Source organism: Sphingobacterium gobiense (genome assembly GCF_002980575.1).
Classification (GTDB): domain Bacteria; phylum Bacteroidota; class Bacteroidia; order Sphingobacteriales; family Sphingobacteriaceae; genus Sphingobacterium; species Sphingobacterium gobiense.
In genome coordinates this window covers 335354-360924 of record NZ_PVBS01000002.1, presented here as the reverse complement: position 1 = coordinate 360924, position 25571 = coordinate 335354, and the positions used below count along the sequence as shown (strand labels likewise).

Below are 25571 nucleotides of genomic sequence, written 5' to 3'. Positions count from 1 at the left end.
ATATGATTACTTTGGAATTTTTTGCAGGATTGAAAGACTACTTTCCTGCGGTCATGAGTTTAGAAGAGATTCCCAACGATATCGGGAGTTTACGCCGATACCTGCGTGGTCAGAAACCCTTAGCATCTGCGTTGCTGGAGCAATGCCGGTTTGCGGTAGATGATACGTTTATCGATGAAGATTACCGACCCCATCACGGCGACATTGTCTTGGTCATTCCACCCAGCAGCGGAGGCTAATGATGACACATCTTAGCACCGAGAAAATTGATGTCATGACACTTTGGGAGCAGGCGCATCATCCAGAAGCCGGGGGAGTTGTGCTGTTTAGCGGTGAAGTACGGAATAACCACCAAGGAAAGGAAGTCTCGCATCTTTACTATGAAGCTGCCGACCAGATGGCCAACAAGATGATTGCCGCATTACTGGATGAGGCAAAACAACGTTGGGGGCTACAAGTTGCTATCGCCGTCCATCGGCTAGGTAAGGTTTCGGTCATGGAAACAGCCGTGGTGGTCATTACTGCTGCTGCCCATCGTGAGGAAGCCTACGCAGCCAATCAGTATATCATTGACCGTATCAAACATCATGTTCCCCTATGGAAATGTGAGCATTTCGTGGACGGTGAGCGGGCCTGGGGAGGACATTGCTCCTGTCAGCAGAAGTAAACGGACGACATGGATATCTATACTATTTATCAATGGAAAACACAACACACACCTTGCTAGGATTAGTGCTATGCGGAGGTAAAAGCAGTCGTATGGGAACTGACAAAGGACAGTTACGGAAGGATGGCTGTACCTGGGCCAGACATATGAGTGACAGGTTAGAACGTCTGGGCCTGAAAATCTATTTTTCTATTAATCCCCTCCAGGAGAGCACTTATCGTCAGATTTTTTCTCCTGAAACGTTGATTACCGATCAAGTCGATGTAAAAGGCCCTTTGGCCGGTTTGTTGAGTACCCACCAATTGTTTCCCGAAGCAGACCTCTTCGTGCTACCCTGTGATATGATTGATATAGAAACGCCGCTATTACAGCGACTGTTGGACATTCGTCGACAGATTGTGGGAGCTGACATATATCTCTATGCAAAAAATGAACAGATAGAACCCTTGTGTGCCATTTATACCGTTTCCGGACTACAAAAATTATTCATCGATTACCAACATGGGTACCTGACTAACTTTTCCGTAAAGCGTGCTATAAAAAATCTTTGCGCGGTCAGACTCCCTGCTTCTGGGAACGCAAAAGATTTCCGGAACTACAACACGCCCGACAGCATCCGTAAATGGCAAAAAACCAACTCATTGAGGCTCCAATGAGGCACTATTAGAAAGCAGTATTTCTCTATCTTTTATTTTGATACGTTTATGGAATACCTCTATAGCTCCTTCCGCCTCCAGCTCAGCAATCATGCGGTACACACTTTCATAGGTTGAGCCTACATAAGCTGCCAAATCCGTCTTAGATAACACCAGCCTGATGCGCCCATTCTCATCAGTTCCCATCTTCTCTTCTAAGAGAAGAAAACTCCATGCGAGCCTGCCTTTTACAGACAAATGAGCCTGGTTGGTTACTTTTTGCTCGGAGAGCTGCAACTCATCCGCATAAAACATCAACAATTCATAGGTCAATGAAGGATTTGTTTTCAGCAGCGATTTAAAGAAATCAATCGGTATGAAACATAATATTGTATTTTCAAGACAAGTGGCCGATATCGGAAAAATAGATTTTTCCCTAGCCATGCCGCGATGCCCAATAATATCTCCTTTCTTGGCAAAACGGACGATGCTCTCTTTATCACCCCAACGTTTATGTACTTTTACTAATCCCTCCTGCACAAAATATACCCCCTCGGCGTCCGTCCCTTCATCTATAAACCGTTGTCCCTTTTTTACCTTGATTATTTGTCGCCGTATATCGATATTCTCCCACCAGTCCGGTACTACATACCTACACATAAAACAGGAATGATCACATACCTTCAGTTTTTTGCTCATCTGCTTATCCTAAGATTGTTCTCTTCTGCTTACAATAATAATCTTTTTATCGTATTATTCCCCATTTCTACCTTCAGCATTTGAAAGCGCACTAGAAATTCACCTTACACCTAACCATTGTTATTCTAAGCTTTGGCACTTTTTTTGAGTAATTATAAATAATAAAATTACGTTAGCACACAACTTATTATGAGGTTTATTATCAATTTATTTATTACAGGCTTAGTGATTGCCATTGCGGCCTATATTGTCCCCGGGGCACAAGTAGCCGGCTTTGGGTGGGCAATCGTAACAGGTTTAGTTATTGGATTAGTAAATGCCATTGTTGGGGGTATCTTAAGATTATTCACTTTTCCCCTAAACTGGCTGACGTTTGGGCTTGTTTCCTTTATTATCACTGTATTAATGGTCTTGTTAAGCGATAAGCTCATGGGAAGCAAATTTGACGTAAATGGCTTCTGGACCGCATCGTTATTTGCTATTGTTGTAGCTATCATTGAAATGATTATTGGCAGCATCGGGAGGGATAAAAGACGCTGAGCACGTTATCCTAAGATTAACGACCCTATTATCTATCTTTGACAATAATTGCTTTATAATCGGGAAATTTTTCAAGAAGTTTTTTGCCGTTTTTGTTGCCTAAAACCATAATAGACGTGCTTAGAAAATTGGCAAATTCCGCAGATGCTCCCCAAACGGTAACACTCGTCAACCCTGTCGATGGCCAACCGGTTTTTGGGTTTATAATATGTGCATAGCGGTTACCGCCTATTTCGGCAAACTTTTCATAGCTTCCAGATGTTGCTGCCGCACCAAATCGAAGTTTCAAGACCTTGATCATCTCATGGGTTTTGAATGGATTACGTACGCCTATTTTCCAAGGCTGGCTGTCGGGTTGTGTACCCCAAGCCGAAAGATCACCGGAAGCGTTGACTATCCCACCTACAACCCCCATAGATTGCAACAATTCCCGGCCTTTGTCTGCCGCATAGCCTTTTCCAATCGAACCAAAACCAATTTTCATCCCCTTCTTTTCTAGAAAAATAGTAACGTTTGTACTATCCAAAATAACGTGCTGGTATCCTACATGTCGCACAGAATTACGGATTACATCATCAGAGGGCAATCGTTCCATACTTCCGTCAAAAAGCCAGATCTTGTCCAAAGCAGCGATACTGATGTCAAAGGCGCCCTCTGTAAGACGGGAATATTCAATAGCGCGTTGTGTCAACTCAAAAACTTCACGGTCAACCTTCACCGGCCGGATACCTGCATTTCGGTTTACCTGTGAAATCTGGGTATGTGGCCTCCACTCGGAAATGAGGTTTTCAATACGTTCTATTTCATCGGCCACTAACTGAAAATATTGTTGTACCTGTGCGGAATCATTTTCCACCAAAACGAATCCAAAAACCGATCCCATCTGCGTCGTTTGTTTCTCAAAGATCTGCTGAGAAAAACCATTCAGCACAGTCACTATGAGCAAAAAGAAAACTATTGGTACAGGTTTCATCCTCAGTAGCAATCCGTTAAAATCTGTCCTTTATAATTGCCCAAGTCTCTGGTTATGCAAATGTCGGCAAGTATTTCCTCTACATCTTTTTGCATTGCCAGTGACCCACAAATCATGATGACGCCTTCATTCTTCAGTAATTCAGAAAAGAAAGCAATATCCTCTCTAATTAAATCCATTACATATTTTCGCTCTTCTTCCCTTGAAAAAGCCATCTGGAAATCGATGAGCTTTCCGGAAGTTATGGCCTCATCCGCAAATTGACGATACTGTTTGGAAAGCGCGTTGTTATATCGGAAACCTGCATATAGCCGGACGGGTATCTTCTTTTTATTTTCTTCAATCATGCCGAGAAAAGGCGCAATACCTGTACCATTCGCAATCATAACAACAGCCGGGGCTTTCTTTGGGAAATGGAAACCTTTGTTAACTACAATCCGAGCAGATATGCTGTGATCTTTGGTTAAATTATACAGAAACTCAGAACCCAATCCATTGGGGTATAACTTAACCATAAGCTGGATATCTCCATCTTTCTTACCGATAGAATACAATCGTTCCCGGCCATCGCCAGCGGGATAAATCGCTAACAAATCCCCCGATTGGAAAGACTGTCTACCTTGTGGCTGGAGCACAATCTTAAAAGTGGCGTTGTCTTTAGTCACTTCCAACCGTTCCAATACATTGAACTTCTTCAATCCGGTTATCTTGGTTGAATACTGTGCAGGCGTGACGCTCAACCCGCAGGATGTTTTTCCGTTCCAAGCCTTCACCCAGGCAATAAATTCCGCTACGGAACGGTCGTTTATCGTATACAGATCAAGTTGTCGTTCCGCCCAGGGTTGTTTTGCCAAAAGCCCATCAATGTGCTTTACGTATCCACAGAAATCGGGATAGGTCTTTGATCCAAATCCAATGACGGAATACTGCACGGGCTGCTGTTGTGGAAACTTTGTAATTAACTTATCAAACTCTGTTGCGTTTGCGGGCGCTGTACCCAAGCCATAAGTAGAACTGAAAATTAAAAAATGCTTTGCTTTCGGAAAAAGTGTGAAGCGGTTCATTTCGGTCAGAAACGATTTATATCCCAATGCCAGCAACTGCTGATGAATTTTGTTGGCGAAAGATAATGTACTACCGTTTTCTGTTCCTACTAAAATCACGTAGGTTGCATTGGATGCATTGAACTTGTTTTTTACTTTCGTCCCTTTTCTACGAAACGTGATCACAAAACCGGTATAAATAAAAAACAGGATATTCAGCGAAGCAAAACCCAGAATAATTGCCCAAATAGCGTTTGTTCGTCCAGTATGCAAATCAAGACTAAGTTTTTCTAAGATTAGGCTATACGGGTATTTGGTTTCCTCCACAATTTCGCCGGTAAGCTGATTTATTGACAATTCGCGATCCTTCAACTTCAACACATAGCGTTCGTCGGGGTCGTCGGGGATAAACGGAAATTCTATTTTCTCTACATCAGCAAGTAGTGTTTCCTGAAAAATGGGAAATTCGACCAAATCTTTCTGTTCCAGAGTTTCTCCGTTCAATAGGTGGTCAACGGTTTGATTTTCGCCACCAACCAGACCAATCCTAACCATAAAAAGATGCGTACCTGTTAAGGCCAGCATCAGCACCGGAATTAAAAAAATCCTTCCGCTGACAACATGAAAGTATTGGGAGAAAAAATCTTTATTGATTTTGGTGAAAAAATTTCGTAGCCCCTGTTGACGTTTGGCAATCAATATACCCCCCGAGACGGTAATCAGAAAAAGTAGGAAGGAAACGATTCCAACAATAATACGTCCGGTTTCTTTTAAAAACAAGGATCGGTGCAACGCAATATTCCATTGAATGAAATCGCTTTGTGGCTTCACTTCCCCCAAGACAGCCCCGGTTCTCGGATCGATATACGCCTGTAGGCTATTGCCCTCCTCGTCGAAGCCTTCCAAGATGACAAACTGATTGTGATCCACCCGCAGTTCCGTGATTTCCGAATAAACCTCCCACAATGCCGGAAGCATCTGTGCGAGGTTTATCTGATCGAAATCATGGGCTTTATACGCTAGTGTCTTTTCCTCTACTGCTCCAATCGCCAAGATAACGCCCGTTACCGAAAGTATCAACAAAAACAAGGAAGAAACAATGGCTAAAGCCAGATGCGCATATCGCCAGATGGATACCGTCATATTCCTTCTACTGTGTCTTGACAAGTTTTACGAAACGGATATAACCCGTTCCGGTAGCGCGTTTTAATAGCCCTTCTGGTGTTACATCAAGCTCCACATCTTTGACGTGGTATTTCTGCTCCTCCACTGCCGATTCGAAGCGCAATTTATAGCCCTTATTCAGTTTCGCATCATCGATTGCGATGGTACGCACGGCACGGTCGCCACCACCCACCGAAGCACCGGTTACGGCGCTTACATTCTCCTTCGTTTTCGATTGAAATCTATACCATTCTTTCAAGGTATTGAACCATTGTTTATCTGGTCCAAGTACCGAAAGCGTCTTTTCGTACTCACCTTTAGGATTAATCAGTGAGATAATGACATAAGCCTTCTCGCCTTCATAACCCACCATCTGGATCATGCATTTATATTTACTCGTTTGCGCAAAGGAGCCTATCGAAAATAGCCCCATCAACAGCGCTGCGATTAATATTATTTTTTTCATCATACTACTTTAGGAAATCAATAGCGACGTTATTGCTTTTTAAGAACTCATTTTGTTCCGCAAGCTCATAAGCGGTCTCTTCAAACTCTGTTTTCAGATCTTTTTTTGCTCCAAGTGCCACCAAGTTTTTCAAGATCTTATCGTCCTTGGCGATCAAGGCTGCCTTATGTAAGGGCGTGGTACCTTCCGCATCCTGCGCATTGATATCAGCACCTAATTCGACCGCTTTTTTGATTAAGGTATCATTTTCGTTCGCAACTGCTAAGTGGAACAGCGAGCTGCCGTTTGTTTGTGGAGCCGCCACATCCAGTCCGTTGCTTTTCAAAACATCGAGTTTCGCTGCAAATTCCTCTGCTGGAGAAGGCCCCGAAGTTGTCCCCATTGCTCCGCCGAAACGACCTTCGCTGTAGGAATTGAACCAGTAGTAAGCCAGGTTATAACCATCTTTATCTTTCACTTGAACATCGGCACCATGTTTCACCAACATTGCCACAACCTCTGCCGTGCCGTTAGCCATCGCTTTGGTCAAGGCAGATTCGCCTTTCACATCGACGGCATTGATGTCGCTGGTTTTAGGAATCAAAGCCGCCACTAGTTCCGCATCCCGACCAACTACGGCATTCATCAGTACCGTATTTCCCTCTCGGTCTTGTTTATTGACATCTACGTCTTTCGTTAAGAAATAATCGATGACTTCCTTATTGGGGCGACGCACTAGTGGGTGTAAGATTGTCGCTCCGTCTTTCGGATTAATAGCCTTCGGATCTAATTTCAGTTCTTCAACGAGGTATTGATAGGTATCGACACCATTTTGGTGCATCCTTGATCCTTGTGTTGCAAAGAAAAGCGCACGGTTTGTTGGCTGGATTCCCTTTGCAATTAATTTTTCGATTAACGCTTTATTGCCCAATTTTGCTGCATAATCGACGGCCGTGCTTCCATATTCATCTGTATCTTCGTAGGATAGACCTTTAGACACAAAATAGTCTGATTTTAAAAGATTATTGTCTGTGGAAACGCCTAATAATAATAATGTCGCACCATCCTCAAATTTCTGCTTCGGATCTACACCCGCTTTGAACAGTGCTTCCAAAACAGAAAAGTCATCGGTAGCGCTCACGGCAGCATTCTCGATGACAGCACGTCCATGACTATCTTTTAGATGGATATCCGATCCTTTTTCAATGAGGTAGGCAACCAAATCCGCATTTCCTCTCCCTGCTGCCCAGTGCAAATAGGAGGCACTATGGTGCGTCTTTTTGGTTACGCCATTACCTTCTTGCTCTACCATAAATTTTATGGTTTCTAAAGGGGCATTATTAAGAATAGCCCTTGCAGTTGGGTCCCAAGAAGCGGCATTAGGTTGCGAGGGACTGTTGCCTTTGGCAATTTCTGCTTTTACCTGTTCTATGGTAGGTTGTGATTTCCAAAAATCAGCATCCATCAAGGTATTGGTTTCGGTCTGCTGTGCAGTGGCAGCCAAAGTCGCGAGTAGGAATGCGGATAAAATAATTTTCTTCATGACGTAATTTTTTACGCTGCGTTAGCAGCAATTTATACATATATTTTTTTGCCAAAATCAGGCAAAGCGTACGGCTTTGCCTGATTTTGTATGTTTTAGACAAGGATTTGTAGAGGACTAATACGCGCCAATGAAGTGGCTTCCCACCTCGCCCTTCAACTTGATACCTTTCGTGACATCACCGGTTCGCCAATTGACAATGTATAGATGACCGTCTTTTCCACTAGCTGTCAGCGGCACATAAGCATAATTGCCTGCTACCCCAATATTCTGATATTGCCCGAAGGTAGTCGAAAAATTGGTGTCCGATTCGTTATCTGTGGACAATTTCCGGGCAGTCACGGCATTCAAATCAATCAACGCCAGGTATCCACCATCGACATTGCTTTCTGTATACAACACCAGACCGATTCCATCGGCAATATATCTCCACGCCTTAATCTGCACATCATTCTGCGTACCTAACGCTGTTTTTAAGTCAAAATTATAGCTATTATCGTAGTCCGCCGTATTTCTATTAATACGCAAGATCTGCGAACCCGAGGTAGCTGTCGCCTGGTATACATGGCCATCGGTACCTACGTATTGTGTCATGGTACGATAGCTGTTGTTGGAAGCTTTACTTTGGGTGGACCAGATTACTTTTGGATTCGCCAATGATGGATAATCCACTACTAAGGTCACTGTACCACGGATATTCTCGGAATCATCCTGCCAGCTCCATGAAACTTCACCGGTATTATCGTCGGTGGAACTAACCGGCTCCTTTGTAGGATCAACCTTCGAAAGTGCACAGCCGATATAGATTTTATTCCCATTGATGACAGGAACATCAATCCGGCCTACAGCATAACCTGCCTCTTTTTCCTCATCCGTGAAAGGGAAATCGAATTCGGTGGAGTTAGGCACACGTGGGTCATCTAAATCAATGATTGCAATATCAACGGATCCGCGAACGTACTCGTAGGTCTGTTCACCAACCTCTGCTTTCGCCGGATCGATTGGCGCTTCCGCCCCTTCAATTTTTACCCCCACGCCAATACCTTCGGCGGCTTTCACCCAACGTGGCGAGGTACTCAACATACTCGCGACATTTAATTCCTCGTTGGTGTCTTCAAAATCAGCACCACCTGTTACACGATATTTATTAAACACACCGCCGTTTGTTCCTGTGTACTGAATATTATAAAGGAAGTTGCCGTTGATAGAACCTTGGACACGTGCTGTTCTTTGTGAGCGCAACCCATAACCGTTCGTATAAATATCCAGTTCCTTAGTAGCATCGGTCGCTTCCTCCAGTGTTAACGCATAGGCTGAGGTTCCGCCATCACCGGCTCGTCCATTAGATCCGGGAATTGCCGCTGTTAAGGTAATAAACTGCCGCGGCTGATTATCCGGGCCTGAAGCGCCGGAATCAGAGCCATCATCAGGGCCATTATTTTTTTCACAAGATACCATTGCGCCTAGCGCAAGGACAGACCCGAACAAAAGGGATTTTATAGTTCTGTTTTTCATTGTCTACTGATATTTTATATTATCACTATTTTCCAGTTAAGTTATTAAGCATGTAATTCAATTTCATGTATACCCCGCGTCCGGGTTTTTGCACGCCGAAATTATCATATACTTCTGCGTTCAAGATATTTTTCACATCTACGCTGACGATGAACCGACCATTTGGTGTACGGTAACTTCCACCGATATCATGATAGAATTGCCGCGGCGTCGTAAACCAGCCGTCCGAATCAATCCAGACCGTCTGAAAAGGTGCTACATAGCCCGAGTTATAAAAAAAATTCACCGTAGATCGTTTCTGGATCAGGTTATCGATCCGATATTGTGCACTAGCATTAACCATAAAATACGGTTCATTCGGCAACTGCCGATTATATAACCGGTTTAACCGTCCATTTTCGTCATATTTTACCTTCATCAAGGAATTAAATCTCGATAAATTAACTAGTACACTAAGTCTGTTATTATAGACGTATGTCAACTCCGCCTCAAACCCTCTTGATTGCGTTTTTCCAAGATTAATATATCTTGTTGTTTCGATATTTGCATCGCTCTCACGTCCGACAATCACCGAATCAACAGCCTGCACCGTGATTTTGTCATATCCATTCCGCCAGAATGCACTCGCGTAAAGCGAAAGTCGGTTGCGCTGATCTTCGAATGCCGTGTATCGGAAACCCGCATTATAATTGACATTACGCTCAGGCTTCAAATCCAGATTTTCTAATATACTGTTCTCCGGACTTCCAAATATTTGCTCGTCTCTTGCCGAAATAACGGTATTCTCCGTGGAGGCAATCAGAAACAGTTTGGGAATCACATTATAGGAAACCGTCAAACCATACCCAGGATTTCTGTTGGTCAACGTGGTGATCCCACCGTTGGAACTTGTATAATGATTTTGATTAATCGTATACTTTGCCAACAAGTTCGTTCTCAGCTTATCTCCGAATGTTGTCGCTTCGTAATTAAAGCCGAAGATATTGGTGGACGTCCGGCGATCATTGCCAGTAACTATCGCGTTCGGATTTAATAGATCCTCATCTTCCCGACGCGAGGTATTCAGATTATGGTTGAGCGAAAGGCGATGCCCGTGTGCTACGGTATAGGATAGGTTTGTCCGCATGTTAACAATATCGCGGTCGATACTGGTCATCACTGCCTCCCCCTGTTGTCCTTGTCCAGGACGCCTCACCAAAGGCGTAGGTTCGCCATTAAGTATCCGCACCATCGGCGTTCCATCCCAATTGTACATTGTTCTAGCCGTATCCTGCAAATAGGTATTTCTTTTGCTATATACGGCATTCACATTAAGTGCCAAACCATCGATAAAAAAATTAGATTTATTGTAATTCAAGCTAAATACATGTGCCTGATATTCATTAAACCGACCTACATATGGCTGCGCCATTGTTGTACCATGTGGAATATCTCGATACGTATCGGATATATTATACCCTACAAAAAACTGATCTGCCCAGGGCACATCGGTAAATCCAACCTCAAAGCGTCCTCCTACAGACTTATAGGTATTGTTAAATCGTTTGAAGCGTTGGTATCGCTTGAGGCGTTGCTCCGCATCAGTGATCATCGCAAATTTACCCCACATTTCATAATTGTTATCGGTGTAAGTATAGAATCCGGATGCCCTTGTCGTAAAGCCTGATTTTTGGTTTCTGTACATACCACTCAAGTCGGCTTGATAAGTATTAAACGAACCATAAGACACGGCGGCAGTAATGTTATTAGCGGATGCATCTTTCTTCATGACCACGTTAATCGCTCCGCCGACATAGTCACCCGTCAAATGTGATGGCAATACACCTTTGTAGATCTCTATGCGTTCGATCATCGCGGGTGGAATATTATTTAGGTTAAAAGACGACCCAAAGGTTGCTATCGGTGTACCATCGAGGAATATCCCAACAGCACTCCCCGACATCCCATTTAAGTTATACTCAACTTGTGACCCCACGCCCCCATTTTGCCTCACCCTTACCCCCACCGCGCGATCCAACAACTCATTAGTTGTAAGGTTACGAAGCGAAGCTTCTTTAGTTTCAATAACTGCCACGGCAAAACCACTCGTTTCCATCTCTTTTTTCTCCGTCATCCGGCTTACCTCTACACCTTCTATCGCAATATCACCTGTTGCCGATACCGCAATGGAAAAATTGTGTATTGGTTTATGTACTTTTAGCTGGACTGTTTTAGATTCAATCTCGATAGCTGTAATTTGAATTTCTCGGTTTCCATAAGGGACATTATTTAAAGCATATTGACCATTCTTATCGGACATACTACTGATATCCGTTCCTTTCACCCGTACCGTAGCATGGCTAACGGATTCACCGGAGGCCAGATGAATTTTTCCCGTTATTGTGCTCTGCTGCCCAACAACTGTTATTGACATTAAGGTTAATAAACAAACTACAATATATGATATCGATGTTTCCAACTTCATTTTAGAACTGGTCTAAATAGTAATACGGCGCAAATATAGATTTATTCTAAATAAGAAAATAACGCAATCGGAAAATAAATATTCAGATTCGGAAAATGGGCATATATAAAACAACCGATTGCACCCCTGATTTATGCTTTTTTTTGCATGATTTTGCTTCTTTCTTCGATTGGAAAGGTTTTTATTGTTAAATTTGTTATTCAGGTTGTAAACAATATAATTATCCTAATGGCAAGATTAAACTTATTGGAGGAGACTCGTTTTGAACGCGTACCGGTTAAGGTGTACGCTAATCAGGACGAAGCTTCCGCGGATGTTGCTAATCGTATAGCTACCATCATTAAAGAAAAGCAGGCAAAAGGCGAAACGGCAGTATTAGGGCTGGCTACAGGTGCCACACCGGTTAAAGTTTATAAAGAACTGGTTCGTCTTCACAAAGAAGAAGGATTAAGCTTTAAAAATGTCGTCACATTCAATCTGGACGAGTATTATCCTATGAAACCTGATGCTCCCCAAAGTTATGTGACTTTTATGAACAAACATTTGTTTGACCATATCGATGTGCTTCAAGAGCATATCAATATTCCCGATGGTACGCTGCCGGAGGATGCCATTCATGCCTATTGCGAAGCATACGAACAGAAAATATCCAATTTAGGAGGTATCGATATTCAGCTTTTAGGTATCGGTCGGACAGGACACATCGGGTTTAATGAGCCGGGTTCAGCACCAAATTCAGGTACCCGTTTAGTCGTATTGGACGACCTGACACGTCGTGACGCTTCTCGTGATTTTGGAGGTAAAGAAAATGTACCCACCAAAGCGCTGACGATGGGGGTTGGAACGATCTTCAAAGCGAAAGAGATTGTTCTCATGGCTTGGAATGAGAAAAAAGCAGAGATTGTAAAAAAAGCCGTAGAAGGCGAAATATCATCGGACATACCGGCCACGTACCTCCAACTTTCCGATTCGGTAGAATTTATACTGGATAGAGACGCGGCGTCACATTTGACGCGTTTTGATCTACCTTGGCTAGCACATGAAGTAACGTGGACCGACACACTGATAAAGAAAGCAGTTGTATGGCTATCATTGAAACTGAATAAAGCCATCTTAAAGCTTACCGATGACGATTACAACAATAATGGTATGGCTCAACTCGTAACGGAAAAAGGGCCTGCGTACAGCATCAATATCAGAATTTTCAATGAATTGCAACGTACCATTACCGGCTGGCCGGGAGGAAAACCAGGAGTAGATGATACCAATCGTCCAGAAAGAGCAGAACCGGGACGAAAAAACGTTATCCTGTTTTCACCACACCCCGATGACGATGTTATTTCTATGGGGGGAACATTTATCCGATTAGCTGATCAAGGACATAATGTGCATGTTGCTTATCAAACTTCAGGCAATACGGCGGTTTGGGACGATGATGTGTTACGATATCTCGAATTTGTCCAAGATTTTGCTGTCGCTGTTGATGACGACAATGGTGTTACGGCCAAAATCTATAACGAAGCCAAAGAGTTTTTCAAAACAAAACAGCCGAACCAAGTCGATCCGGAAATCATTCGTACAGTTAAGGCATTAATACGCAAAGGAGAGGCTATCGCAGGAGCTCGTTTTGTAGGGCTTCCAGACGATAACATTCATTTTCAAGATTTACCTTTCTATGATCGCGGTAAGTTTTCCAAAGAGGTTTCTTATGAAGATGACATCCAGCAAACGATGGGATTGCTCCGAAAAGTAAAACCGCATCAGGTATTTGCTGCTGGTGACTTTGCGGATCCGCATGGGACGCATAAGGTATGTTTTGATATACTGTTCGAAGCTTTGCAACGTCTGTCAAAAACAGATGAATGGACGAAAGATTGCTGGTTATGGCTATATCGGGGAGCTTGGCACGAATATCCAATCCACGAGATTGAAATGGCGGTTCCACTTTCTCCACAAGAGGTGAAACGCAAGCGCCTAGCTATCTTCAAGCATCAATCCCAAAAAGATGTGCCTGTGTTTCCAGGGGACGATCCGCGTGAATTTTGGGTGCGTGCGGAAAATCGAACAAGTGAAACAGCGGAATTATATCATAAACTAGGATTGGCAGATTACGAGGCAATTGAGGCTTTCGTGAGATGGAAATTTGAGTAATAAATAACGGAATAACAAGTGACGGGAATCTATCTACTCGTCGCTTGTTACCATTATTTCATAAAAATTACCAAACATAGCCTAGCTCTACCATAATTTCAGTCCCCTGTTGGAGCAGGAAACTATATTTTAAGGAATTTGGAATGAAGCCAAAATACTTTTTAAAAGCAGTAGTGAAGTGGGTAGCATGTTTATAGCCTGTCATGCGAGCCACATCTGATATCCGGTGGTTGCCGGTAAGGATAAGTTCTTTGGCGTATTCCATCTTCTTCTCCGTGATGTAATTCATGACCGTTTTACCGAAATATTGTTTAAAATATTTCTTTAAATACTGTACATTAGTACCTACCTGTTTGGCGAGCTCGGGGATATTACGGTTCTTTGACAAATCCTCTTCAATAATCTCTTTAGCAAGTAGAATTTTTGCATAGTGATCTTTAACCATGATCACCTGCTGTGTACTTTCGCTTTCTACAGCCAGTGATTCGATTTGATGCAGTACAAAATCCAAAATAATCAACTCCGTACGCATTCCGTAAAGCAAATCCGTCTCTGATAATGAATGAAGTTGTTCGAATAAAAGTCGGAATCGCGTATCACTTCTAGTGACAAAACCTTTTGCAAACCTTACCGATTCCCGTTGATATTTATTATGAAAAAAATCAAGACTTTCCGGAGCAATCAATACAATGACAAGATAGTTACTTTCGTCTTTGCTTCGTATTTCAATAGTATCCTCCGCGTCAAGATGGTGAATAACCCCGTGTCCTTCTGGCAATATATAGGGTGATCGCGATAAGGTGTAATGAACGGTTTGCGAACAATCATGGGAAAGAACATTGACATAACACGCTCTTTCTGTTTGATAAGAAAACAGCACATTTCCTTTTATGTATTGATATTGAAAAACGTATTGGGTGTCGATCAACGCACAACTACCGGCCATTTTATTTAGATTGATTCCACACAGAGCAAATATACCGATATTTTTGTGTTTTGCAATTATCTCTTCAATTTACAATGCCTTGACCTAAGATAATGGGTAGAAAATAAAAATTCTTTACTTTTGATAAGATAAATGATATCAATAATGAAGAACTACATATTTACTTTCCTTTTAGCCATTCCGACGCTTCTTTTTGCGCAAACGAAGGAAGAACTAATCGCACAAGTCAAGGCCAACCCTTCCAGTGTTGAAACATTAAAAACAATACAGCGAGTAGGTGGATACGATCCCGATTATAAAGAACTGGAGACGTTATTTAAAGGCCTAGACAAGTCTGTGCGAAAATCTAAGCAGGGCAAGCAGTTTGGCTATTATCTCAAGCGACTGGAAAATTCTTCTGTGGGGAAAAAAGCACCTGCTATTACCCAACTCACTCCAGAAGGTGACCCTTTCTCTCTTTCGGATCTCCGAGGCAAATATGTGCTCATTGAATTTTGGGCGTCTTGGTGTCCAGATTGCCGTAAGGCAAATCCCGATTTAGTAAAAACATATGCCAAATTTAAAGATAAGAATTTTGAAATTCTAGGCGTTTCGTTTGACCGTAAGCTTGACGATTGGGTCGCTGCTATTGAAAAAGATAAATTAACCTGGAAACATATCTCTGATTTACAATCGTGGCAGAATGCAGCAGGAACGTTATACGGCGTGCGTGCGATTCCACAGAATATTCTAGTAGACCCCGAGGGCATTATAGTGGCACGGAACTTACATGGAGAAGAACTGGACTCAAAACTAGGGGAGCTATTGAAATAAGGAACAGGGGAAGGTTACACAAACGATACTACACGTATCAGTTAGCGCTCTTTCTTCAAAATGCCCTTAATCCCCTTTGCAATCGCAACCACCAATACCCCCGCAATCAACCCCACCATAAACTCCTTAATAATAGCGGGAACCGCTGGTAAAAGATGATGGATATAATCAATATTATGTACAAATATACCACCTGAAACCAGTATCAGTGCGATAGTACCGATAATCGCCAAAGTTTTAATAATCACTGGCAAGGATTTGACCAACAAATTTCCGACGTTGAAAAAGAATCCTCTACCGTTACTATACTTAATCAACCGGAACCCAGTATCATCCATACGAACAATAAGTGCAACAATACCATAAACACCTACTGTTGCTAACAGAGCCACGACAGAAACAGTCAGAATCTGTATGGTCAAGGTCCTATCGAGAACTGTTCCTAACGCGATGATAACAATCTCCACTGAAAGGATAAAATCGGTTGTTATCGCTGATCTGATTTTTGCTTTTTCCACGTCCAAACTTTCTCTCTCTTTTTCTTTCACGATGGCACCCGTATCTTTTGGCCGGTGAAAGAAATATTCGATAATCTTTTCCGCCCCCTCATAAGCAAGATAAAAACCGCCCAAAATTAAGGCGATCTTTATAGCGATTGGAAAAAAGGCGTTCAGCAATAAAGCTATTGGAACAATAATAAGCTTATTGATAAACGAGCCCTTTGTAATCGCCCAAAGCACTGGCAGTTCCCGAGAGGACAAGAAGCCTGTTGCTTTCTCTGCATTGACAGCCAAGTCGTCCCCCAGTATACCTGCGGTTTTACGGGTAGCGATCTTCGCCGTCACCGCTACATCGTCCATTAACGCCGCAATATCATCCAAAACCGCAAAAATACCTGATGCCATATTCTTCTGTTCTATATAATTAGGGAATAAAAATAGAAAATAATCTTATATTTAAGTTGTAGTTTTAGATTTTCAATTTTTTGTTTCGCGTTTAATAATTTCGATCATATGAATTTACAAACCGTTTCGTTAATTGTTCTATTATTAAGCTGTATGATGATATCTTCCACGGCACAACAACGGAAACCAAATATCGTCTTTATTCTAGCCGACGATCTGGGTATCGGCGACATCGGTTCTTACGGACAGGAAAAAATTAAAACACCTAACCTCGACAAACTCGCCAGCCGCGGTATACGATTTGAAAATTTCTACTCGGGCACCTCCGTATGTGCACCTTCTCGTTCCGCATTGATGACGGGACAACATACGGGGCATACCTACATTCGCGGAAACAAAGAAATCCAGCCGGAAGGACAGGAACCGCTGGCCGATAGTATCACAACGGTTGCCACATTGCTGAAAAAAGTCGGTTACACAACAGGTGCATTTGGTAAATGGGGATTGGGTATGGTCGGCACATCAGGAGATCCACTAAAAAAAGGGTTCGATGAGTTTTACGGCTACAATTGCCAACGTCAATCCCATCGCTACTACCCCACCCACTTATGGCATAATAATAAAAAGATCGTGTTGGAAGGCAATAATTTGCAACAAAAAATACACTATGCACCTGAGCTCATCCAGCAAAAAACACTAGCTTTTATTGAGGAAAACCAGCACGAACCTTTCTTCCTTTTTGTGCCTACTGTACTTCCGCACGCAGAATTGGCAGGACCTAACGATGAATTCTATCAACAATATAACGCTAGCTTTCCGGAGACGGCACATAAGGGAAATGATTATGGGCCAAATGCCTCGGTTCCCGGCTATGCTTCGGTCGAGAAACCTCGTGCTACATTTGCAGCAATGGTTAGTCGGTTAGACAACTACGTCGGTGAAATCGTCGACAAACTGGAACAATTGGGACTATCCGAGAACACCTTGATTATCTTCACCAGTGATAACGGCGCGCATCGGGAAGGCGGAGCTGATCCTCGATTTTTTAACAGCTCTATCGGATTAAAAGGCTACAAACGCGATCTCTACGAAGGTGGCATTAAAGTTCCTATGTTAGCGGTTTGGCCAGGCAATATAAGCCCTGCAAGTACGACGTCACTTCTCGCTGCTTTTTGGGATGTATTGCCGACGCTTGCGGAGGTCTCTCGCGTTTCAATACCCGATTTCACAGACGGGATTTCGATATTACCGACTCTCACTGGGAAAGGAAAACAACATAAACATCGGTATTTATACTGGGAGTTCCATGAAGACGGAGGAAGACAAGCTGTTCGCTCGGGCGACTGGAAATTGATAAGGCTCAACGTTAAAGATAGCAATCAAATCATCGAAGAACTATACAACTTGAAAGACGATCCGACAGAGAGCGATAATATCATCCGCAAGCATGGCAAAATAGCCAAAAAACTCGGAAAATATATCGATAAGGCCCATCGGGAGAGTCCTATTTTTCCTTTGATAAAGCAATAAAATAACTGTCGTTTATCTTCATGAAAGGTAAATGGCAGTTATTCATTTTTTAACCAAACAAAGCGCTAAATAAATTCTCTAATGTTGCTAACGGGCGAATAGCAATATCGTACTTCTTAGCATCTAGCCCTTTTGTGTTATATTTTGAAATAAAAATGCCGTCAAATCCCAACTTTTCAGCCTCTGTTATCCGTTGTTCGATACGATTTACAGCTCGAATTTCGCCGGACAGCCCTACTTCTCCCGCAAATGTAACCTGCGACGGCAATGGGATATCCTGTTGAGAGGATATTAATGCCGCAATAACCGCCAAATCGATAGCAGGGTCTTCTACACGCAATCCGCCAGCAATATTTAAGAAGACATCCTGTGCGCTGAGCCGGAAACCAAAACGCTTTTCCAAAACAGCCAATAGCATACTTAGACGTTTCGTATCGAATCCTGTAGAGGTTCGTTGTGGCGTTCCAAAGGCCGAATTGCTTACCAAAGCTTGTACTTCAATCATCAATGGACGCACCCCTTCTAACATAGCAGCGATGGCAACCCCGCTTACCGGTTCATCTCGCTGTGAAATCATGATTTCAGAAGGGTTGGAAACTTCCCGGAGCCCCGAGCCCTGCATCTCATATATCCCTAACTCGGACGACGAACCAAAACGATTCTTAACGGCGCGCAGGATTCGATACACATGGTTGCGATCACCTTCAAACTGCAACACCGTATCGACCATATGTTCTAATACTTTGGGTCCCGCAATAGAGCCGTCTTTGGTAATATGGCCTACGATAAATACTGGTGTACTTGTCTCTTTTGCAAAACGCAGGAGTTCCGCCGTGCATTCACGTACCTGGGAAACCGAGCCTGGAGCCGATTCGATCTGTGACGAATGTAAAGTCTGTATAGAGTCAATGACAACGATATCAGGTTGCACAGTTTCTATTTGCTTAAATATCTGCTGGGTAGAAGTTTCTGTCAAGATGTAGCAATTTGCTTTTGAGCTCTGTGACAGCCTTTCCGCACGCATTTTAATTTGTTGTTCGCTTTCTTCTCCTGAGATATAAAGCGTTTTTACTTTCGGTATACCCAGCGCTAATTGCAACATCAGCGTCGATTTTCCGATTCCAGGTTCGCCACCGATCAACACGAGCGAGCCTGGCACAATCCCTCCGCCAAGCACCCGGTTAAATTCGGTGTCGGGAGTAGCTAATCGCTGTTCGTCCTGATAAACGATTTCGTTGATAATCGCGGCTTTATTCGATCGTCGTGATGTGGTTGGTGTGGACGTACTACGCCATTCGGGAACTTTAGAACTCCCCTTTTCTACCACCTCTTCGACAAAGGTATTCCACTGTTTACACGATGGGCACTGCCCTAGCCACTTGGCTGATTCGTATCCACACTGCTGACAGAAATATGTTGATTTTGCTTTAGCCATTGAACGAAATTAAGAAAAACAAAAAAACTTTTGCCAAAATAAATTCTCCATTTTGTAACATCTTCTCGTTATCTTCGACATATAGGGTATCATGACCAAACATTTGGAATCAAGCTTCGTCAATCTCCTAGAGGAAAATCAAAATATCCTCCATAAAATCTGTTCGCTTTATACCGATGACAAGGAAGCACACAAAGACCTATTTCAAGAAATGGTGATTCAATTGTGGCGATCCTATCCTAAGTTCACAGGTGATTCAAAATTTTCGACATGGGCTTATCGCGTTTGCTTAAACACGGCAATCTCTTTATACCGAAACAGAAAGAAAACCATATCCACCGTAGAGTGGGACTGTTCTTTACACTATATACGTTATGAGGAATATGATCCGCAGTATGAGGAACGGTTGAAACATCTCTATATATCTGTCAGACGTCTCAATGATATCGAAAAAGCGATCGTATATATGTATCTAGAAGATAAAGGTTATCAGGAGATAGCGATTACACTGGGAATTACCGAAGGAAATGCCCGTGTAAAAATGAATCGTATAAAAGCAAAATTAAAAAATATTTTAAATCAAAAAGGAGGGTTATAATGCACGGATTAGATTTATTGAAACAACATTGGAATAACGACGGCAACTTCTTAAAAATAAACAAAGACGAAATAAAACATATGCTATACCGGCGGTCTTCCACCATAATAAAATGGATTTTTATCATTAGCGTTATCGAGTTGTCCGTCGGCGTATTACTGGGCTTTTTCCTGCCTATAGACCAAGAGCCTACGTCATCCCTCGAGTCCTTATTAGAACTGATTTTTGGCATAGCCTTTAAAGCAATCATTCTTTTCTTTATTTACAATTTCTTTAGAAACTACAGAAAAATAACAAACACTGCTGATACAAAGACGCTTCTAAAAACAATATTAAAGGCACGTCGATATGTGGATTATTATATTAAGTTCCATATCTACACTTTCGTGATTTACATGACGTTACGGGGGCTAAAACATATCATCACAGTTTTTGTCGATAAGTCGATTGGCGAAGGAATCTTGGTGACCTTTATCGTCGTTATTGTCACTACCCCGATTATATTTATCGTTCTTTACCTAATGAAACTTTATTATCAAATTCTGTATCGCAGACTGATCAATAAGTTAGACAAGAACTATGAAGAGTTAATTCGCGTCGAAAAAAAGACGGCGGAGGTTTTCTAAAATTATCTCCCCTCGAAACGATAAAATGTAAATCGTAGTTATTTTTAAGTGCTAAACCCACAAAGAAACAGTCGAAAGTTCAGCACCTCGGGCTGTGCCCAAGGTGCTTTTCATAAAATCCCTTCTTTTCCTATATCCCTTAATTCGGATAACCGGGATTCTGTGTCCAGTGTGTGTTCACATCAAGAACGGTTGTCGGCACCGGAAATATACGACGGAAGCGCTCGGAGTAACCGGCAGGATATAGCGATTTGAAGCCCCAATCATCTTCAAACTTGCCAAAACGGATCAGATCGTTACGACGCCAAGATTCGTCAGAAAACTCACGGGCACGCTCATCCAACAATTCGCTTAACGTAGGTGCTGTTGTCAATTCTGGTGCATTAACATAAGTCCGGATTTGGTTAATAAGCGATTGCGGAGAATCACCGTTGGTTGCTGCTGCTCCACGAAGGATGGCTTCTGCTTTCATTAAAAGCACATCAGCATAACGAAAAATCGGCACATCATTACTTTGGTTACGCGCATTCGCCGACGTTACAGCTACGTCCATGTAGAATTTAATCGATCGATAGCCCATGGAGCGCCCTTTAAGATCGTTACCTACGTTCAAAGTAGCCTCGCCACCCGGGCGCAACTCAATCTCGCGCACGGTTTCTAGTTGCCAGTCAAACTGATCGTCTGCATCAGGGCCATCATAGTCCTGATCAATACCTCGTTTAGATGTGCGGATTAAGAAAGGGCGATCGAGATCTTCGGTATAGTTAGACCAATAATACTGCAAGCCACCAATATAAGACGCATTGCGCTCATCGCCTTCTAAATTAAACTTATCCAAGTAGCTCGGTAGTGCGCGAAACGTTCCTCCCACACTCTGCGGAAGTGGCCCAAACTGGTTCTGAGCACTACGGTGAATCCAGAAACGCGTGTAAGTCATCCCGTGTTGCCGTTCGCGATCATAAGGCATCGCAAAAATGAAGTCCCGAATATGCGCGCCGTTATCGGGACGAAATTTCTCCAGAAAGCGATGGCTATCCACATTAAATTGACCGGAATTAATGATTTCGTCGCACATGGCAACCACCTGATCCAGTTTCTCATTGCTAGCTGCGGGTGTATAGCTGCTGACATCTCCGGATGTATACACTGCCCAGTTCAAGTAGAGTTTAGCAAGTAAAGCCTCTGCCATATACTTGGTAGCCTTTCCATACGTCGCTGGGGTCACTTGGTTCGGCAACTCGTCCTTAACTTCCAACAGCTCCTGTTCAATAAATTCCGCAATTCCAGCTCGGTTTGTCCGCTGCGGCACCTCATCTACCGGCTCCGTGAGCAGCGGTACATCACCAAAATTATCCATTAGGACAAAGTAGTAATAAGCGCGGATCGCACGAGCCGGCGCGGTTAAGTCCGGGTTTGTTTCGTTCAGCAAAGCAATCGCATTGTTTGCCAGCGTAATGCCGGTGATTGCTGAATTCCACATGCCGGGTAGCAAGCCATTGTCGGCTGTCCAGTTATGCACATGAAACTCCCGATAACGGCCTCCGTCAAACCAGTCGGTTCCCATAGATACGCTCACCGCTTCATCTCCCGAAAGTGTTTGCGCCATCCAGTGATCGCGTCCTAAGGCACCGCGATACGCGGCATACACGTCGGCCATAATGGCCTCGGCGGCGCGCTCAGAATCCGGAAATTCCGTAAGCTGCGACTTAATATCTACATCCAGATCCGTGCACGATACCAGCGCCAAGCTTAGTGCAGACATCGAAAAAAATCGTTTTACTATTTTTGCGTTCATCTCTTTATTTTTTTGCTAATTCAGTATAAATCCTTCTCGGATTACAAATTAAAGTTCAGTCCAAACATGAGTGTTCGTGTACGTGGGTAAGTCTGCCGGTTATCAATACCCGGCGTCAGCCCACCTAAACCTACTTCCGGGTCATTTCCCGAGTAGTTGGTAATCACAAATGCATTATTCACGGTAGCGTAAACCTTTAGGTTTTTGATCGGAAGGTTTCGAACCGGCACCTTATAGCCCAAAGTAATATAGGCCAAGCGCATAAAGCTTCCGTTCTCCAAATAACGATCCGATAAGTAATGTGCGTTTCTGTCTGTCATCAGTTCTGTATCGAGCACGCTTGCTAATACATTTTTCTCGCCGGCGTTGCCCACGATATTGGAATGTCGTGCGCGAGTACCGTTCATTATTTTTTGTCCGAATGCACCTTGGAACATCATATTCAAGGAGAAATCCTTATAACGGAAGCTATTGTTCCAGCCCATGACAAGTTTCGGTTGCGGACTTCCGGTTACAGCCTGATCTTTACGTTCCGGCGTGTCGGTTGTCTCGCCCGTACGTTCACCGGTTTCGGCATCGCGCACGTAGAACACGGAGACGCCTTCGTCATTATATCCGGCCCACTCCCAAGTGTAGAACTGCCCGATTGGAGCACCCGGTGTCAAGCGTTGCTGGAAGATATTCGTCTGTCCGGCTCCACCGAGATCCGATAATTCAATAAAATCACGCGTAAATTCTCCCTTGGAGATGCTGACCACCTCATTCTTATTATGTGATAAAACAATGCCGGTATTCCATCCAAAATCAGGCTGAGCTATCGCCTTGGCATCCAAGGTAAACTCTATACCCCGATTCTTGATTTCGCCCACATTAGCGGTTAACATGGCGTGACGATAACGGGCAGTACTCACCGCATAGTCGTAAATCAAATCGGTTGTTTTCTTTTCATAAACTTCTACGGAACCGGACAAACGGCTATTCAGCAGGGCGAAATCTACACCGAGGTTCAACATGGCTGTTGTTTCCCACTTCAGGTCTGGATTGGCGTTTCGTAGCGCCGTCAAGGTACGTAACTCCCGTACAGAACCATCGGCAGTTATATAGTCGAAAAATGAAGAAGTAGTGCCGTATACCGGTTGCGCGATGAACGCATCAAAGCCCAACGAGTTTCCGCTGACACCAAAACCTGCACGCAGTTTCAGATCGTTCACTACGGTTGATCCGCTCAGAAAATTCTCCTCCGACAGGCGCCACGCAGCAGATACTGACGGGAACGTTGCCCAACGGTGGTTTTCTCCGAAAGCGGAGGAACCATCGCGGCGAACGGTAGCCTGAATCAAATACTTATTATCGTATCCGTAGTTCACCCGACCGTATACGGAAATCATCCGCAAAGTAGACAGAAAATGTCCGCCTGTCGCCAAACGATCGATTACATTCGCCATACTTGGGTTGTAGTAGCCCAGGTCATCGTTATAGTAATCGTTTGTAACCAACTGAAAACCATCACCATTATTATTCTCTTCCCAAGAATAACCCGCCAAAGCGGAGAACTTATGCAAACCGTTGAAGGTTTTGTCATAACTCAGATTCATCTCCATCACGCGGCGTTCATCCTCTGAGGAAGAGCGCAGTGCACGCCCATTTTGATTACGAGCCGCCATGGATAAACTGGAAAAATATTCCGCATTATTGTATTGCGTATTTTGTAGTGACAAATCGATGTTGTAGGTCAAGCTTGGTAAAATCTGATACCCCACTTTTGCATGCGCTTGCAAGACCTTTGATTTTCTTACATTCTGCGCCTCTTCGATCAAGGAAACGGGGTTAGCATACTGCGAGCGGTCTGGAACTTCAAACCACGACCCATCAGCGTTACGTATAGGCGACACCGGCAAGTAGTAATACATCGCATCATATACACTCAAGCCTTCCCCCCAAGCCAATACATCGTTCCGTTTGGTCATACTCGCGTTGATATTAAAAGAAGCTGTCAAACGGTCGTCTAAAGCCTTCGTCTGTAAAAAGCCTCGTCCGATCTGACGTCCCATATCGGTACCCTTGATGACCCCATTATTTTGAATGGTGTTCAGACTGGCGTGGTATTGCGTTTTTTCTGTTCCACCTACAATAGAAATATTATGATTGTTTGAATTTCCGGTACGTTCTACTGCCCGCTGCCAATCCGTATCTGCACCGGTATCATCCGTGGGCTGCATCGAGAACTCGGCATTATCCGCGATCAATTTACGGTACTGATCGCCGTTCATCATGTCATAATGATTAGCCACCTTATCCATCGCGACGTAGCCGTTGTAGGAAATATCGGACTGCCCTGTTCGGCCACTTTTTGTGGTCACTATAATCACCCCGTTGGCCGCTTTAGATCCGTATATCGCTGTTGCTGAAGCGTCACGAAGCACATCAATCGATTCAATATCATCCGGGGCAATCAAGTTGAGCGATGCTCCCGGCACGCCGTCGATGACATAATAAGGCTCCATCGCTGCACCGGAGCGCAAAGTAGATGCCCCACGCAAGCTCACTGCTGGGCCCGCATTCGGATTACTATTGTTCGTGGAAATCGTCAGACCTGGAACTTTCCCTTGTAACATCTGCGCGGGCGAGGTAAACACGCCCACATTCATATCTTCTGCCTTCACCGTGGTGATGGAACTGGTTACATCTTTTCTCGAAACGCGACCGTATCCGATAACCACTTCTTCCAATGCGGTGCTTATGGGCTGCAGCTTTACGCTCAAAGCCAGTGGTTGCCCTGCTTGAATTCTATAGCCAGAAAGTGTATCGGGCTGGAAGCCGACATAACTGAAAATAAACTGATAGGGGCCGCCTTCGGGCAAACCGTTGAAGCTGAACAATCCCCTGTCAGAGGAGCTGGTAGTGAAACTTTTTCCGGATGTTCCGTGAACAGCTTTGATACTTACTCCAGAAAGAAATTCGCCGGATTGGTCCTGGGTCGCGCCCTTTACTTGCTCTTGCTGTGCTTGTGCCGAAGCTAAACCAGCCAAGAGCAGCGCAAAGCAAAGCACGCTTTTTTTTCTCAATTGATACGTGTTAAACATG

21 protein-coding genes are annotated in these 25571 nt (G+C 43.6%); 9 read left to right on the top strand and 12 right to left on the bottom strand.

Translation table 11 applies throughout. From position 1 onward, the window contains the following. Window positions 1–2: 2 nt before the first annotated feature. The 3 genes from C5749_RS10730 to mobA are packed head-to-tail and all read left to right on the top strand — an operon-like array spanning window position 3 to window position 1323. Complete coding sequence (locus C5749_RS10730) at window positions 3–239, top strand: MoaD/ThiS family protein (RefSeq protein ID WP_105725902.1); 237 nt, start codon at window positions 3–5, stop codon at window positions 237–239. After that, complete coding sequence (locus C5749_RS10725) at window positions 239–667, top strand: molybdenum cofactor biosynthesis protein MoaE (protein ID WP_245893718.1); 429 nt, start codon at window positions 239–241, stop codon at window positions 665–667. Before C5749_RS10730 ends, C5749_RS10725 begins: the two co-directional genes overlap by 1 nt. A gap of 32 nt (window positions 668–699) precedes the next feature. Continuing rightward, window positions 700–1323 (top strand): molybdenum cofactor guanylyltransferase, encoded by a 624-nt coding sequence (mobA, locus tag C5749_RS10720; RefSeq protein ID WP_105725900.1) that lies wholly within the window; start codon window positions 700–702, stop codon window positions 1321–1323. On the opposite strand, the gene C5749_RS10715 is transcribed toward mobA, so the two are convergent. Beyond that, on the bottom strand, window positions 1306–2001 hold the full coding sequence (locus C5749_RS10715; protein WP_105725898.1) for a Crp/Fnr family transcriptional regulator: 696 nt from the start codon (window positions 1999–2001) through the stop codon (window positions 1306–1308). The two genes, mobA and C5749_RS10715, sit on opposite strands and share 18 nt — an antisense overlap. A gap of 189 nt (window positions 2002–2190) precedes the next feature. Between C5749_RS10715 and C5749_RS10710 the strand changes: the two genes are divergently transcribed. Then, a complete protein-coding gene (locus C5749_RS10710; protein ID WP_105725896.1) occupies window positions 2191–2541 on the top strand; it encodes a phage holin family protein in 351 nt (116 codons plus the stop codon). Between the two features lie 28 nt (window positions 2542–2569). Here C5749_RS10710 and C5749_RS10705 read toward each other — a convergent pair whose 3' ends face one another. The 6 genes from C5749_RS10705 to C5749_RS10680 form a co-directional block, all read right to left on the bottom strand. Beyond that, window positions 2570–3514 (bottom strand): FAD:protein FMN transferase, encoded by a 945-nt coding sequence (locus C5749_RS10705; protein WP_105725894.1) that lies wholly within the window; start codon window positions 3512–3514, stop codon window positions 2570–2572. A 2-nt stretch (window positions 3515–3516) separates the two neighbouring features. Continuing rightward, window positions 3517–5700, bottom strand: coding sequence for a PepSY domain-containing protein (locus tag C5749_RS10700; RefSeq protein ID WP_105725892.1), 2184 nt, complete (start codon window positions 5698–5700; stop codon window positions 3517–3519). 7 nt (window positions 5701–5707) lie between these two features. Next, window positions 5708–6190, bottom strand: coding sequence for a DUF2271 domain-containing protein (locus C5749_RS10695; protein WP_219847964.1), 483 nt, complete (start codon window positions 6188–6190; stop codon window positions 5708–5710). Window position 6191: 1 nt separating this feature from the next. Further along, the gene (locus tag C5749_RS10690; RefSeq protein WP_105725890.1) at window positions 6192–7709 is read right to left on the bottom strand and encodes an ankyrin repeat domain-containing protein; all 1518 of its coding nucleotides are present in this window, start codon (window positions 7707–7709) and stop codon (window positions 6192–6194) included. A 117-nt stretch (window positions 7710–7826) separates the two neighbouring features. After that, complete coding sequence (locus C5749_RS10685) at window positions 7827–9224, bottom strand: hypothetical protein (protein ID WP_105725888.1); 1398 nt, start codon at window positions 9222–9224, stop codon at window positions 7827–7829. A 25-nt stretch (window positions 9225–9249) separates the two neighbouring features. Further along, the gene (locus C5749_RS10680) at window positions 9250–11637 is read right to left on the bottom strand and encodes a TonB-dependent receptor (RefSeq protein WP_245893717.1); all 2388 of its coding nucleotides are present in this window, start codon (window positions 11635–11637) and stop codon (window positions 9250–9252) included. Window positions 11638–11916: 279 nt separating this feature from the next. On the opposite strand from C5749_RS10680, the gene nagB reads away from it, so the two are divergent. Then, window positions 11917–13839, top strand: a complete 1923-nt coding sequence (gene nagB / locus C5749_RS10675; RefSeq protein ID WP_105726989.1) for a glucosamine-6-phosphate deaminase — start codon at window positions 11917–11919, stop codon at window positions 13837–13839. A 67-nt stretch (window positions 13840–13906) separates the two neighbouring features. On the opposite strand, the gene C5749_RS10670 is transcribed toward nagB, so the two are convergent. Continuing rightward, complete coding sequence (locus tag C5749_RS10670; RefSeq protein ID WP_105725884.1) at window positions 13907–14785, bottom strand: helix-turn-helix domain-containing protein; 879 nt, start codon at window positions 14783–14785, stop codon at window positions 13907–13909. 144 nt (window positions 14786–14929) lie between these two features. On the opposite strand from C5749_RS10670, the gene C5749_RS10665 reads away from it, so the two are divergent. Beyond that, window positions 14930–15598: a peroxiredoxin family protein gene (locus tag C5749_RS10665; RefSeq protein WP_245893715.1), complete on the top strand. Its 669-nt coding sequence runs from the start codon at window positions 14930–14932 to the stop codon at window positions 15596–15598. A gap of 41 nt (window positions 15599–15639) precedes the next feature. Here C5749_RS10665 and C5749_RS10660 read toward each other — a convergent pair whose 3' ends face one another. Continuing rightward, window positions 15640–16503, bottom strand: a complete 864-nt coding sequence (locus C5749_RS10660) for a DUF808 domain-containing protein (protein ID WP_105725880.1) — start codon at window positions 16501–16503, stop codon at window positions 15640–15642. Window positions 16504–16656: 153 nt separating this feature from the next. Between C5749_RS10660 and C5749_RS10655 the strand changes: the two genes are divergently transcribed. Next, window positions 16657–18033 carry an arylsulfatase gene (locus C5749_RS10655; protein WP_245893714.1) on the top strand — a complete coding sequence of 459 codons (1377 nt, stop codon included), beginning with the start codon at window positions 16657–16659 and terminating at the stop codon, window positions 18031–18033. Between the two features lie 49 nt (window positions 18034–18082). Here C5749_RS10655 and radA read toward each other — a convergent pair whose 3' ends face one another. Next, the gene (gene radA, locus C5749_RS10650; protein ID WP_105725876.1) at window positions 18083–19468 is read right to left on the bottom strand and encodes a DNA repair protein RadA; all 1386 of its coding nucleotides are present in this window, start codon (window positions 19466–19468) and stop codon (window positions 18083–18085) included. A gap of 91 nt (window positions 19469–19559) precedes the next feature. On the opposite strand from radA, the gene C5749_RS10645 reads away from it, so the two are divergent. Both C5749_RS10645 and C5749_RS10640 read left to right on the top strand, forming a co-directional pair. Continuing rightward, entirely contained in the window at window positions 19560–20066 is a 507-nt protein-coding gene (locus tag C5749_RS10645) for an RNA polymerase sigma factor (RefSeq protein ID WP_105725874.1), read from the top strand. After that, window positions 20066–20692, top strand: coding sequence for a hypothetical protein (locus C5749_RS10640; protein ID WP_105725872.1), 627 nt, complete (start codon window positions 20066–20068; stop codon window positions 20690–20692). Before C5749_RS10645 ends, C5749_RS10640 begins: the two co-directional genes overlap by 1 nt. Window positions 20693–20831: 139 nt before the next feature. On the opposite strand, the gene C5749_RS10635 is transcribed toward C5749_RS10640, so the two are convergent. Both C5749_RS10635 and C5749_RS10630 read right to left on the bottom strand, forming a co-directional pair. Continuing rightward, a complete protein-coding gene (locus C5749_RS10635) occupies window positions 20832–22487 on the bottom strand; it encodes a RagB/SusD family nutrient uptake outer membrane protein (protein ID WP_219847963.1) in 1656 nt (551 codons plus the stop codon). Between the two features lie 41 nt (window positions 22488–22528). After that, a complete protein-coding gene (locus C5749_RS10630; protein WP_105725870.1) occupies window positions 22529–25570 on the bottom strand; it encodes a SusC/RagA family TonB-linked outer membrane protein in 3042 nt (1013 codons plus the stop codon). Window position 25571 lies beyond the last annotated feature (1 nt).

Bases quoted from the DNA above. Each gene is read 5' to 3' on its own strand.
- radA (WP_105725876.1), bottom strand. From the start codon at position 19,468: ATGGCTAAAGCAAAATCAACATATTTCTGTCAGCAGTGTGGATACGAA.
- C5749_RS10710 (WP_105725896.1), top strand. From the start codon at position 2,191: ATGAGGTTTATTATCAATTTATTTATTACAGGCTTAGTGATTGCCATT.
- mobA (WP_105725900.1), top strand. From the start codon at position 700: ATGGAAAACACAACACACACCTTGCTAGGATTAGTGCTATGCGGAGGT.
- C5749_RS10645 (WP_105725874.1), top strand. From the start codon at position 19,560: ATGACCAAACATTTGGAATCAAGCTTCGTCAATCTCCTAGAGGAAAAT.
- C5749_RS10630 (WP_105725870.1), bottom strand. From the start codon at position 25,570: ATGTTTAACACGTATCAATTGAGAAAAAAAAGCGTGCTTTGCTTTGCG.
- C5749_RS10730 (WP_105725902.1), top strand. From the start codon at position 3: ATGATTACTTTGGAATTTTTTGCAGGATTGAAAGACTACTTTCCTGCG.
- C5749_RS10665 (WP_245893715.1), top strand. From the start codon at position 14,930: ATGAAGAACTACATATTTACTTTCCTTTTAGCCATTCCGACGCTTCTT.
- nagB (WP_105726989.1), top strand. From the start codon at position 11,917: ATGGCAAGATTAAACTTATTGGAGGAGACTCGTTTTGAACGCGTACCG.
- C5749_RS10635 (WP_219847963.1), bottom strand. From the start codon at position 22,487: ATGAACGCAAAAATAGTAAAACGATTTTTTTCGATGTCTGCACTAAGC.
- C5749_RS10705 (WP_105725894.1), bottom strand. From the start codon at position 3,514: ATGAAACCTGTACCAATAGTTTTCTTTTTGCTCATAGTGACTGTGCTG.
- C5749_RS10715 (WP_105725898.1), bottom strand. From the start codon at position 2,001: ATGAGCAAAAAACTGAAGGTATGTGATCATTCCTGTTTTATGTGTAGG.
- C5749_RS10670 (WP_105725884.1), bottom strand. From the start codon at position 14,785: ATGGCCGGTAGTTGTGCGTTGATCGACACCCAATACGTTTTTCAATAT.
- C5749_RS10640 (WP_105725872.1), top strand. From the start codon at position 20,066: ATGCACGGATTAGATTTATTGAAACAACATTGGAATAACGACGGCAAC.
- C5749_RS10700 (WP_105725892.1), bottom strand. From the start codon at position 5,700: ATGACGGTATCCATCTGGCGATATGCGCATCTGGCTTTAGCCATTGTT.
- C5749_RS10680 (WP_245893717.1), bottom strand. From the start codon at position 11,637: ATGTCAATAACAGTTGTTGGGCAGCAGAGCACAATAACGGGAAAAATT.
- C5749_RS10725 (WP_245893718.1), top strand. From the start codon at position 239: ATGATGACACATCTTAGCACCGAGAAAATTGATGTCATGACACTTTGG.
- C5749_RS10655 (WP_245893714.1), top strand. From the start codon at position 16,657: ATGATGATATCTTCCACGGCACAACAACGGAAACCAAATATCGTCTTT.
- C5749_RS10690 (WP_105725890.1), bottom strand. From the start codon at position 7,709: ATGAAGAAAATTATTTTATCCGCATTCCTACTCGCGACTTTGGCTGCC.
- C5749_RS10695 (WP_219847964.1), bottom strand. From the start codon at position 6,190: ATGATGAAAAAAATAATATTAATCGCAGCGCTGTTGATGGGGCTATTT.
- C5749_RS10660 (WP_105725880.1), bottom strand. From the start codon at position 16,503: ATGGCATCAGGTATTTTTGCGGTTTTGGATGATATTGCGGCGTTAATG.
- C5749_RS10685 (WP_105725888.1), bottom strand. From the start codon at position 9,224: ATGAAAAACAGAACTATAAAATCCCTTTTGTTCGGGTCTGTCCTTGCG.